Here is an 11,785-nt window from a genome sequence, read left to right as displayed (position 1 = left end):
GGGGCGCTCACACCGACCGCAGCGCCTCGGTCGGCGCGAGCCGCGCCGAGCGCAGCGCCGGGTAGATGCCGGCCACGACACCGACCACCAGCGCCGCGACGGGACCGCCGACGACGACCTCGATCGGCAGCACCACGATGCTGCGGTTCACGGCGGCGTAGCCGCCGACGACGAGCGCTCCGATGCCGAGCCCCGCGAGGCCGCCGATGAGGGCGAGGATCGCCGCCTCGGTGAGGAACTGGCTCGCGATCTGCCCGCTGCGGGCCCCCAGTGCCCGGCGCAGGCCGATCTCACCGCGCCGTTCGAGCGCCGCCACGACCATCGTGTTCGCGATGCCGATGCCGCCGACGAGCAGGGCGATCGCGGCGAGCCCGATCGCGAGCGACGAGAGCGTCGCGTCGGCGATCGCTCGGGCGCCGACGAGTTCCGACAGCTTCGAGACCGCGAGGTGGGGCGAGTACGGGTTCGCCGTGCGGGCGAGCATCGGCCGCACGGATTCGACGGTGCCGGGCATGCTGCGCACGAAGATCGACTCGATGCGCGAGGTCTGGTCGGGGTCGATGAGCCGGGCGGGGTCCACCTCGTCGGCGGGCCAGCGGGCGTCGGCCCACTCCGCGCCGATGAACGCCATCGAGTCGAGTTCTGCGGCCAGCCCGAGCGGTTCGAGCACCCCGATCACGACGTGCCACTCGCCGCCGATCCACACCCGCTGGCCGATCTCGGCGCCGAGCCGGGCCGCCGCGGTCGAGCCGAGCACGGTCGTCGGCAGCGAGGCGCTCGCGTCGTCGAACCAGTCGCCCTCCGCGAGCACCCCGTCGAGCGCGTCGAGCAGCCCGAGGTCGGCCGCCCGCACCCCGAGCCCGCCGGTCTGGGCCGCGGGCACGATCGAGGTGCGGTACACGGCGGCAGCCGCGTCGATCCGTTCGACGACGCCGACCGCTGCGACGCCGTCGACGCGTTCGAGCATGGACGGTGCGGTGGCCGGGATCTCCACCGGTTCGCCCTGCGGGTCGCTGCCCGGCTGCACGACGAGCAGGTTCGCGCCCTGCCGGTCGAGCTCGGCGAGCAGCTGCGCCCGGTCGGATGCCGCGATGCCGGTGATCGCCGTCAGCGACGCGATGCCGATCGCGATGCCGAGGGCCGACAGCGCGGTCCGCAACGGTCGCGAGCGCGGGCCCGCCACGGCGGTGCGCAGCAGCTCGAGGGCGCTGAGACGGCGCCGCGGCGAGCGCGCCGGCTCCCCGGTCACGATGCCACCCCCTGCTCGGCCACCACGCGCCCGTCGCGCAACCCGACGCGGTGGTCGAGCGAGGCGGCGATCTGCTCGTCGTGGGTGATCACGACGACCGCGGCCCCGTCGGCGGCGGCGCCGCGCAGCAGTTCGACGATGCCGGCGCCGGTGGCCGAGTCGAGCGCACCCGTCGGCTCGTCGGCGAACAGCACGTCGGGGCATCCGACCATCGCCCGCGCGATCGCGACGCGCTGCTGCTCGCCGCCCGACAGCGCGCCCGGCCGGTGGTGCAGGCGGTGGCCCAGCCCCACCTGCTCGAGCGCGCGACGCGCGCGGCGTCGTCGCTCGGCGAGCCCGACGCCCGCGTAGAGCAGCCCCGTGGCCACGTTGTCGAGCGCGTCGACGGCCGGCAGCAGGAAGAACTGCTGGAACACGAACCCGAACCGTTCGGCACGCAACGCCGCCCGGCCGGCCTCGTCGAGCCGACCGGTGTCGACACCCGCGACGACCACCTCGCCCGCGGTGGGCGTGTCGAGGGTCCCCATGATCGACAGCATCGTGGTCTTGCCCGATCCCGACGCGCCGACGACCGCGGTGAGCTCGCCCGCGTGCACCTGCAGCGAGACATCCTGCAGCGCGTTGACCGGCGGGTGCCCCGGATAGGTCTTGCTCACCGATCGCAGCTCGAGCACGGCGGCGGTCATGAGGCGACCACCACGTCTTCGCCGGCCTCGAGCGGGTCGGCTCCCCCGCCGCCGCTCGAGGTGATCTGCACGCGCGCGTCGGCGATGAGCCCGATCTCGACAGGGATCCGCACGACCTCGCCGTCGCGCAGCACGTCGAGGGCGTAGCCGTCGTCACCGTCGGCGACGAGCGCCGTGACGGGCACGACCAGTGCGTCGTCGACGGTCTCGTCTCCGAGCTTCAACCGCACGTTCGACGGCCCGACCGCGTCCGCCGCGGCTCGGCCGGCATCGTCGACGAGGTCGACGACGGCTCGCGCGGGGGTGTCGTCCGAACTGTCGTCGGTCGCGGGCACCGACGGCTCGACGGCCGCCACGCTGCCCGCGATCTCGGCGCCGTCCTTCAGCGTGAGGGTCACCGGGGTTCCGGCGGCGATCTCGCGCTCCTGCGCGTCGGTGAGGTCGGCGTAGCCGTGCAGCTCGGTCTTCGTGACCTCGAGCACGGCGCCGCCGTCGGGTTCGCCGAGCGTCTTCACGAGCGAGTCGACGCGGACCGACGGGGCATCCACCGCCACGACCGCGCCCAGTGCGACCGCACCGGTGCGCTCCACCCCCAGGGCGGCCTGCCACGCCTTGACCGCCACGGCGGTGTTCGCGGTGAACGTGTCGTCCACGTCGAGGTCGAGTCCGGCCGTGAACCCGAGGTCGGCGAGGTTCTGCTCGAGCTGGCGCACGTCCGGCCCGTTCGTCATGCCGAGTTCGAGCGGCCGCCAGAACGGCCGCTCGCCGCGGAACAGCACGACCGGCACCCCGCTCGCCTCGTAGAGACGGCCGCCGATGCCGATCACGTCGCCGGCGGCGGGCAGCGCGGTCACCATGCCCGACCCGGCGCCCTGCAGCGGCACAGGGTCGCCGTAGCTCAGGGTGCCCGTCAGCAGCAGGCCGCTGGTCAGGGTCACGCGCTCGGCGGGTCGGGTCACCGGCCCACCGGATGCTTCGCCGGATGCCCCGCCGGGCTCGCCCGGTTCGCCGGGGGTTCCGGCCCGCATCCAGCCGACCAGGCCGGCGCCCGCGAGGGCGAGGATCACCGCGGTGGCGGCGAGCGCGACGACGCGCCGCCGGGTCCTCCGCGCGGGCGACGCCGATTCCACCGGCTCGAACCGACGCGTCATCAGCGGCTCGCCCCCACGGTGACCATGAGCCCGTGGTCGGTGAGCTCGGGATAGTCCTCGAACACCCGCCCGAGGTCGCCGCCCGGGGCATCCGGGATCGCCTCCATCCGCACCGAGAGCGGCGCCTCGCTGTCGGCGAGGTCGCTGCTGCACGCGTCGAGGATGCTCCGCAGCGTGTCCTCGTCGACCGAGGCGGGCACGACCATCGAGCCCTGTTCGGGGTCGGGGAAGTCGGCGACGCCCTGCTCGCGCGCGCACTCGGCGAACGCGAGCAGCAGTTCGGTCTGCGCGGCCGCGACCTCGGGATCGAGGTCGTCGTCGGGCGCCCCGAAATCGCTCGACGCCTGCTCGAAGTCGGGCACCTCGGCGAGGCAGTCGGCGTAGATCGGTTCGATGCCCCAGTCATCGGCGAAGTCGGCGGGGTCGTCCACCCCCTGGTAGACGGCGCCGTCGATCACCTCGAGGCTGACCTCGCCGCCCGGCTCGCCCTCGGGCGGTGCGACGGGTTCGGGGATCCCGTCGGCGTCGACCTCGATCGGCACCTTCACGAGCACCCGCCCGTTCGCGCTGGTTCGGGCGTCGAGCCCGCCCGCCTGCAGGCAGGCGATGAAGCGTTCGGCGGTGGCGTCGAGCGCCTGCGCGGTCGACTCGGGCGCTGCCGTCGAGCATGCTGCGAGCAGGCTCACGCAGCCTGCGGCGAGCGCGGTCGCGGCGAGGGCTGCGACGGATCGGGCGTGGATGGAACGGGACATGCCGGTCTCCTCGTGGTCGGTTTCGACCAGTTCTAGGCTCGGGGGCGTTGGTGCGGCATCGCACGTCGGCAAACGCGCGGCAAACGGGCTGCGGTGCACAATCGGGGTGGAGGGGCGGAGGAGCCATGCGCGTGCTGATCGTTGAGGACGAACGCGAGCTCGCCGACACGCTCGCCGAGGGCCTGCGCCTCGACGGGTTCGGCGTCGGCGTCGCGCACGACGGCGCCGCGGCGCTGCAGTGCCTGTCCGAGGGCGGATTCGATGTGGTGCTGCTCGACCGCGATCTCCCCGTGCTGTCGGGCGACGCGGTGTGCCGCACGCTCGTGGCTCAGGGGCATCCGGCTCGTATCCTGATGCTCACCGCGGCGGGCACCGTGGGCGACCGGGTGCGCGGACTCGACCTCGGCGCCGACGACTACCTGGCGAAGCCGTTCGCGTACGTCGAGCTGCTGGCCCGCATCCGCGCTCTGGGCCGACGGCGAGGGGATGCTTCGGCCGACACCGTGCTCGAACGCAGCGGGGTGCGCCTCGACCCGGTGCGCCGGGTCGCCGAGCGCGACGGACGCCCGGTGCGCCTCACCCGGCGCGAGCTCGCGGTGCTCGAAGCGCTGCTGGTCGCCGACGGCGGCTACCTCACCCCGCAGCGGCTGCTCGGCCTCGCGTGGGACGAACCGGGCGAGCACACCGCCGCCACCGTACGGCTCGCGGTGCACACCCTGCGCAAGAAGCTGGGGCATCCGTGGCTGATCGACAACTCCCCCGGCCTGGGCTACCGGATCGAGTGACGATGACCGACCCGAGCCCCGCTCCCCCGCGCCGCCGATGGAGTTTCCGCACCCGCCTCACGGTGACGATCGCGGCGATCTTCGTCGCCGCCGGCGTCGGCCTGCTCGCCGTGCAGTACCTGCTCGTGCAGAGCTTCTTCCGGGCGGCATCGACCACGACGATCTGCTCCGAGGTGAAAGGGCCGGATGCCTCGGGCCCGGCGACGTCCGCCAACTGCTTCGTGATGACGGGCACCGCGCTCGGCGATGCGGACCATCCGCCGCCCGGCGCCGCGATCACGCGCGAGACCCTCGAAGCCGCCTTCGACGAGTACTCGGGTGCACTGTCGCAGGACGTGCTCGGCAGCCTGCTCATCGCCTCCGTCGTGGTGATCGTGGTGTTCGCGGTGATCGCCGTGCTGCTCGCCGGCTGGCTCGCCCGCCGCTCGCTGCGCCGCATCGCCGAGGTGACCGAGCTGACCCGGCGCATCACGACCGACGACCTCGACCGCCGGCTCGACCTCGCCGGGCCCGATGACGAGATCAAGGAGCTCGGCGACACGATCGACGACATGCTCGACCGGCTGCACACCGCGTTCGAAGCGCAGGACCGGTTCGTCCAGAACGCGTCGCACGAACTGCGCACGCCGCTCACCGTGACGCGCGCGGCACTGGAGATCCCGCTCGAGCAGGGCCGGGTGCCCGCGGAGCTGCAACCCGCGATGCGCCGCGCGCTCGCCGCGAACGCGCACAGCGAACGGCTCATCGGGTCGCTGCTGGTGCTCGCACGCGGGCGGGGGCGCCTCGACGAACGGGTGCCGGTCGAGCTCGGTCCGCTGCTCGCGACGGTGGTCGCCGAGGCCGCCGGCGAGGCGGGCGCGCACGGGGTCGAGGTGTCGTTCGACCCGCCCGCGACGAGCGTCACCGTCGACGGCGACGAGCAGCTGCTCGCGCTCGCCGCGCGCAACCTGGTCGACAACGCCGTGCGCTACAACGACGAACGCGGGGTCGTGCAGGTGCGGATCGATGCCGAACGCCCCGGGTTCACGATCGAGAACACCGGCCGCGAGCTCGGCGACACCGAGATCGCCGCACTCGGCGAGCCGTTCCACCGCGGTGAGGCGTCACGACGTGCCGACCGCGACGGCTACGGGCTCGGCCTGTCGATCGTGCGTGCCGTCGCCGCGGCGCACGGCGGCGACCTGGTGCTCAGCCCGCGCCCCGGCGGCGGCCTCATCGCGACCCTCACCCTCGCTGGTCACTGAAGCCGAGCTCCACCCACACCACCCCGTTACAGGCACGGTGTTCAGTCGGCGGCACCGACGGAGGTGCCTCGGTCTGAACACGGTGCCTCGAATGCGGGCGCGCGGGCGGGCGGGGCGCGGGCGCGCGGGCGGGAGGCTGGCCCCCTCAGATCACGCCGGTGGAGAGGTCGGTCGGGTTGCCGAAGCGGTGGTTCGTGATCGACACGGCCTGCTCGCGCAGGAACGGCAGCAGTTCGACCCGCCCCGACGGGGTGACCGGGTGCGCCCACACCGCGATGTCGGGGCGGCCGTGCAGCGCGGCCGTGACCGTCGCCGGGTCGCCGCCGACGAGCCGGATGCGGTCGGCGCCGGCGCCCTGCGCGGCGAGGTGCTGGAGCCACCCCCGGTCGTCCTCGCGGCGCACCCGGATGTCGCGCGCCTCGAGCAGGGTGCGCACGCGCTTGGGCAGCGGATGCGCCGTCGACACCGAGATCCGCGACTTCGCGAGCGTGGCCGCGGCGATGACCCGCAGGCCGTCGACGAGCGTGCCGCCCTCGGCGATGCGCACCGCGACCTGGGTCGGGCGGTACCGGAACACGTTGCGCTCCACGCCGAGGCCCGAGACATCCTTCACGACGCCGTACTCCTCAGCCCAGGCGATCTCGTCCGACAGGGCGCCCCGGCGCAGCACCTCGAACTGCTCGTAGTCGAGCGACGACTGCGACGCCTCGATGAGCTCGGTGACCCGGCGCTCGAGTCCGCGCAGGTGCAGCGACGTCGACTGGCGGTCGTCGGCGGGCTCCCAGTCGCCGAGGCCGAACAGGTAGTTCGGTCCGCCGGCCTTGGCGCCCGCGCCGACGGCCGACTTCTTCCAGCCGCCGAACGGCTGGCGCTGCACGATCGCACCGGTGATGCCGCGGTTGACGTAGAGGTTGCCGGCCTCGACGCGGTCGAGCCAGGTGGCGAGCTCGTCGGCGTCGAGCGAGTGCAGGCCCGCGGTCAGGCCGTAGTCGACGGCGTTCTGCAGGCGGATCGCCTCGTCGAGGTCCTTCGCGTGCATGACTCCGAGCACGGGGCCGAAGAACTCGGTGAGGTGGAAGTACGACCCCGGCGCCACGCCCGTGCGGATGCCCGGCGACCACAGCCGCCCGGTCGCGTCGAGCTGGCGCGGCTCGACGAGCCACTCCTCGCCGATGCCGAGCTCGGTGAGCGCGCTCAAGAGCTTGCCCGACGCGGGTTCGATGATCGGGCCGATCTGGCTCGTCGCGTCCTCGGGGTACCCGACGCGCATCGACGTCGCCGCGTCGACGAGCTGGCGGCGGAACCGCTCGCTCTTGGCCACCGATCCGACGAGGATCACGAGCGACGCGGCCGAGCACTTCTGGCCGGCGTGGCCGAAGGCGCTCTTCACGACATCGGATGCCGCGAGGTCGAGGTCGGCCGACGGCGTCACGATGATCGCGTTCTTGCCGCTGGTCTCGGCCAGCAGCGGCAGGTCCTCGCGGAACGAGCGGAACAGCTCGGCCGTCTCGTAGGCCCCGGTGAGGATGACGCGGTCGACGAGCGGGCTCGCGATCAGCTGGCGGCCGAGCTCGCGCTCGCCCACATCGAGCAGGGCGAGCACGTCGCGGGGCACCCCGGCCTCCCACAGCGCTTCGACCATGACCGCGCCGGCGCGCTGGGCGAGCCCGGCGGGCTTGATCACCACGCCGGAGCCCGCGGCGAGCGCGGCGAGCACGCCGCCGGCGGGGATCGCGACGGGGAAGTTCCACGGCGGCGTCACGACGGTGAGCTTCGACGGCACGAACCGGGCGCCGCGCACGTGGTCGAGCTCGCGGGCGCGCTCGGCGTAGTAGTGGGCGAAGTCGATGGCCTCGCTCACCTCGGGGTCGGCCTCGGCGATGGTCTTGCCCGTCTCGGACGCCATCACCTCGATGAGCCGGTCGCGGTTGGCGGCGAGCGAAAGGCCGGCCCGGTGCAGGATCGCAGCGCGCTCGGCGGCGGGGCGGCGGCCCCACGCCTCGCCCGCGGCGCGCACGCTCGCGAGCAGCGCGGCGAGCTCGCCGGCGTCGTCGATGCGCGCGGCGCGGATCGTCTCGACGCCGAGCGTCGACTCGGGTACGCGGGCCAGGATGCGACGGCCCCAGTCGCGGTTGGCCGCGAGCGCGGGGTCGGTGTCGGGCTCGTTGCGGAAGCCGGGCGTGGCGCCGGGCCCCGACACCTCGCCCGGCTCGCTGAGCTTGTCGAAGCGCGCCGCCCCGCTCCCTTCGACACCCGGCTCGCTGAGCTCGTCGAAGCGAACCCCGCTCCCTTCGACAGGCTCAGGGAGCTTGTCGAAGCGCGCCGCCCCGCTCCCTTCGACATCCGGCTCGCTGAGCTCGTCGAAGCGCGCCGCCCCGCTCCCTTCGACAGGCTCAGGGAGCCTCCCGTCGACAGGCTCGGGGAGCGACCCGCGCGCGATGTCGAGCACCGCGACGGTCAGCGACTCCTGGTCGTGCTCGGGGCCGGGCGCGGGAGCGCCCGCGTGCGGCAGGTCGGCGATGGGCGTGCGGCCCTGCCACTCGGTGCGGCGGTTCTGGGTGCGGTTCGGGCGCGGCGCCGGCGTGGCCCCTTCGGCGGACTCAGGGAACACCGTCTCACCTTCGAGGGCCGCGACCGACGCGAGGTACCGGTCGCGCTCACGGGCGAACAGCCGCTCGTCGCCGAGCTCGAACACGGCCGACATGAAGTTGTCCTGGCTGGCGTTCTCTTCGAGCCGGCGGATCAGGTACGCGATGGCGACGTCGAACTCGGTCGGGTTCACGACGGGCGTGTAGAGCAGCAGCCGGCCGACGTCGCCGCGCACCGCGGCCGCCTGACCGGTGGCCATGCCGAGCAGCATCTCGAACTCCACCGCCGAGTTCACGCCGCGCTCGCTCGCGAGCAGCCACGCGTGGGCGATGTCGAACAGGTTGTGGCCGGCGACGCCGAGGCGCACCGCGTCGACCCGCTGGGGCGTGAGCGCCCAGTCGAGCACGCGCTTGTAGTTGGTGTCGGAGTCCTGCTTGGTCCCGTACGTCGCGACCGGCCAGCCGTGGATCGCCGCGTCGACGTGCTCCATGGCGAGGTTCGCGCCCTTCACGACGCGCACCTTGATCGGGGCGCCGCCCGCGGCGCGGCGGGTGCGGGCCCACGCGTTCAGCTCCTGCATCGCGCCGAGCGCGTCGGGCAGGTAGGTCTGCAGCACGATGCCGGCCTCGAGGCCGCGCAGCGAGGGGCGGTCGAGCAGGGTCGTGAAGACCGCGATCGTCAGGTCGAGGTCGCGGTACTCCTCCATGTCGAGGTTGATGAACTTCGGTGTGCCGGCCGCCGACGAGCGGGCGGCGAGCTCGTAGAGGGGGGTGAGCTTGGCGACGACCTTCTCGACGGCCTCGTCGAACGACCACATCGAGAGCTGGCTGACCACGCTCGACACCTTGATCGAGACGTAGTCGACGTCGTCGCGGGCGAGGAACTCGTAGGTGCCCTCGAGCCGGCGGTCGGCCTCCTGTTCGCCGAGCACGGCTTCGCCGAGCAGGTTGAGGTTGAGGCGGTTGCCCGATTCGCGCAGCTTCGCGATCGCGGGGCCGAGCTTCGACGGCGTGGCGTCGAGCACGAGGTGGCCGACCATGGCGCGCAGCACGCGGCGGGCGATCGGGATGACGATCCACGGGAACGCGGGTGCCAGCACGCCGCCGAGGCGCACGGCGCCGCGCAGGTACCAGGGCAGGAACTCCGGTGTGAGCTTCGCGACCCGCTCGAGGTTGCGGCCGGCGACGCGCAGATCTTCGGGGCGCATGACGCCGTCGACGAATCCGACGGTGAAGGCGAGCCCGTTCGGGTCCTTCAGCACGCCGGCGAGGCGCTCGGCGGAGGGGTCGGTGGGGTGGGTGCGGCTCTCGGCGAGCCAGCGTCGCACGAGGGCGACGACCTGATCGGCGCTCACGGTCGAGTCGACGGTGGTCATGCTCACGACGGTACTTCTCTTCTCTGCGTGGATCCGCGGGGGCGCTCGGGATGGCGCGTGTGCGCCCGCGCAGCATCCTGCAACACGCGTTCTGTTCGGTCAAACGGATGAATCCGACTGATACCGTTCGATAGAAACGAAGAATATGATCGGATGACGCGGAGGAACCATGCTCGAGGTACGACGCCTGCGCCTGCTCGTCGAACTGCACCGCCGCGGCACGCTGTCAGCGGTCGCCGAAGCGCTCTCGTACAGCCCGTCGACGGTGTCGCAGCAGCTCGACCAGCTCGAACGCGAGGTCGGCGTGACGCTGCTCGTGCCGGCGGGCCGCCGCGTGCAGCTCACGCCGCAGGCCGAGGTGCTCGTCGAGCACGCCGCGGTGATCCTCGACCGGCTTGAGGCCGCCGAGGCCGACGTGGCGCGCTCGCTCACCGACGTGGGCGGCACGGTGCGTGTCGCGGTGTTCCAGTCGGCGGCGCACGCGGTGGTGCCGCGGGCGCTCACGACGCTGTCGGCGGAGCATCCGTCGCTGCGCATCGAGATCACCGAGCGCGAGCCCGAAGCCGGCCTCTTCGAAGTCGCGGCCCGCGATTTCGACCTGGTGCTCGCCGAGCAGTACCCGGGTCGCACCCGGCCGCGGCACCCGGGCCTCGACCTGGTGCCGCTCGCGGCCGACGCGATCCGGCTCGCCCTGCCCGCCGAGGCCGCCGCGATCGGCGTGACCCCGCTCGCGCAGTCGAACACCGCCGCCGACCTCGCCGGCGGCGACGCGGCGAGCGCCGACGAGGCGCTCGCGTGGGCGGCGACGCGGCCGTGGGTGCTCGAGCCGCGCGGCACCGCGTCGCGCGAGTGGGCCGAACAGCTCTGCCGGTCGGCGGGGTTCGAGCCCGACGTGCGATTCGAGACCGCCGACCTGATGGCCCACATCCGCCTCATCGAGTCGGGCAACGCGGTCGGGCTGCTGCCCGACCTGGTGTGGGCCGGCGACGCGCCCCGGCTGATGCTCGCGGCGCTGCCCGGCGACCCGCACCGCGAGGTGTTCTCGTCGGCTCGCCTGGCGAGCGCGGCCCGACCCGCCGTGGTCGCCGTGCGCTCCGCGCTCGCGCGGGCAGCCGACCCGACCGCGGGGCCGCACGCCTGACCTCTCGGCCCGACCGCGGGCCGCGGCTCGCGCGGATGGCCCCGGGCGTAGGCTCGGCCTCATGTGGGGGAATCGCAGCGCCATCGTCACGTCCGCACTCGTCGCCGCCGCGGCCGCCGCACTCGCACTCGCCGGGTGCGCGGGCGCCGGCTCGTCGGGCGGGCAGGGCGGCGACCCGATCGGCACCTGGGGCGACCCGTCGGCGACGGGCGAGCCATGGCTCTCGTTGGCGGACGACGGCGTGCTCACCGGCAACGACGGCTGCAACAGCCTGCGCGGCACGTGGGAGCGCGACGACGACGGCATCGTCGACTTCAGCGGTCTCGCGGCGACGCGCATGTTCTGCGAGGGCGTCGACACGTGGTTGTCGAGCGCCGAGGAGGCGCGAATCGACGGCGACACCATGACGGTGCTCGGCGACGACGATGCCGAGATCGGCACGCTCGCCCGCACCTCGTCGACGCCGACCACGGTCCAGCCGACCCCGGCGGCGGCCGGCGAGGGCTTCATCGGGACCTGGGGCACGGATGCCACGGGCGAGCCGTTCCTCGTCATCGCCGAAGACGGCAGCGTCACGGGCAGCGACGGCTGCAACCGGCTGACCGGCACCTGGGAGCCCGATGACGGCGGCGGTATCGAGTTCGAGGGCGTGGCCTCCACGCTGATGGCGTGCGAGGGGGTCGACCAGTCGCTGAACCGCCTCGACTCGGCGACCGTCGACGGCGACACCCTCACCGTGCTCGACGACGACGACGTGGTGCTGGTGATGCTCACGCGCACGGCCTGACGGCGCACGCTCGCCTGCCGGGGCCG

General features: G+C 73.6%; 9 protein-coding genes. 4 read left to right on the top strand and 5 right to left on the bottom strand.

What is annotated here, in order from left to right; all coding sequences use genetic code 11:
- Positions 1–7: 7 nt before the first annotated feature.
- From MTO99_RS15805 to MTO99_RS15790, 4 genes are read right to left on the bottom strand one after another with little or no spacing between them, the layout of a single operon-like run.
- Positions 8–1,249, bottom strand: coding sequence for an ABC transporter permease (locus tag MTO99_RS15805; protein WP_243554758.1), 1,242 nt, complete (start codon positions 1,247–1,249; stop codon positions 8–10).
- On the bottom strand, positions 1,246–1,935 hold the full coding sequence (locus MTO99_RS15800; RefSeq protein WP_243554756.1) for an ABC transporter ATP-binding protein: 690 nt from the start codon (positions 1,933–1,935) through the stop codon (positions 1,246–1,248). Before MTO99_RS15800 ends, MTO99_RS15805 begins: the two co-directional genes overlap by 4 nt.
- Entirely contained in the window at positions 1,932–3,086 is a 1,155-nt protein-coding gene (locus MTO99_RS15795; RefSeq protein WP_243554754.1) for a peptidoglycan-binding protein, read from the bottom strand. The genes MTO99_RS15800 and MTO99_RS15795 overlap by 4 nt, the downstream gene beginning before the upstream one ends.
- On the bottom strand, positions 3,086–3,838 hold the full coding sequence (locus MTO99_RS15790) for a hypothetical protein (protein ID WP_243554752.1): 753 nt from the start codon (positions 3,836–3,838) through the stop codon (positions 3,086–3,088). The genes MTO99_RS15795 and MTO99_RS15790 overlap by 1 nt, the downstream gene beginning before the upstream one ends.
- Positions 3,839–3,963: 125 nt before the next feature.
- On the opposite strand from MTO99_RS15790, the gene MTO99_RS15785 reads away from it, so the two are divergent.
- Both MTO99_RS15785 and MTO99_RS15780 read left to right on the top strand, forming a co-directional pair.
- On the top strand, positions 3,964–4,623 hold the full coding sequence (locus MTO99_RS15785) for a response regulator transcription factor (protein ID WP_243554749.1): 660 nt from the start codon (positions 3,964–3,966) through the stop codon (positions 4,621–4,623).
- A gap of 2 nt (positions 4,624–4,625) precedes the next feature.
- Entirely contained in the window at positions 4,626–5,867 is a 1,242-nt protein-coding gene (locus MTO99_RS15780; protein ID WP_243554747.1) for a sensor histidine kinase, read from the top strand.
- 145 nt (positions 5,868–6,012) lie between these two features.
- On the opposite strand, the gene MTO99_RS15775 is transcribed toward MTO99_RS15780, so the two are convergent.
- Entirely contained in the window at positions 6,013–9,831 is a 3,819-nt protein-coding gene (locus tag MTO99_RS15775) for a proline dehydrogenase family protein (RefSeq protein WP_243554745.1), read from the bottom strand.
- A gap of 169 nt (positions 9,832–10,000) precedes the next feature.
- Here MTO99_RS15775 and MTO99_RS15770 point away from each other — a divergent pair, with 169 nt between their 5' ends.
- Positions 10,001–10,972 carry a LysR family transcriptional regulator gene (locus MTO99_RS15770; RefSeq protein ID WP_243554744.1) on the top strand — a complete coding sequence of 324 codons (972 nt, stop codon included), beginning with the start codon at positions 10,001–10,003 and terminating at the stop codon, positions 10,970–10,972.
- A gap of 61 nt (positions 10,973–11,033) precedes the next feature.
- The gene (locus tag MTO99_RS15765; RefSeq protein WP_243554743.1) at positions 11,034–11,759 is read left to right on the top strand and encodes an META domain-containing protein; all 726 of its coding nucleotides are present in this window, start codon (positions 11,034–11,036) and stop codon (positions 11,757–11,759) included.
- The last annotated feature ends 26 nt before the right edge of the window (positions 11,760–11,785 follow it).

Origin of the sequence: Agromyces larvae, assembly GCF_022811705.1 — a bacterium.
GTDB lineage: Bacteria > Actinomycetota > Actinomycetes > Actinomycetales > Microbacteriaceae > Agromyces > Agromyces larvae.
The sequence above is the reverse complement of the archived record's forward strand: the minus strand, read 5'-3'. Positions and strand labels throughout refer to the sequence as shown.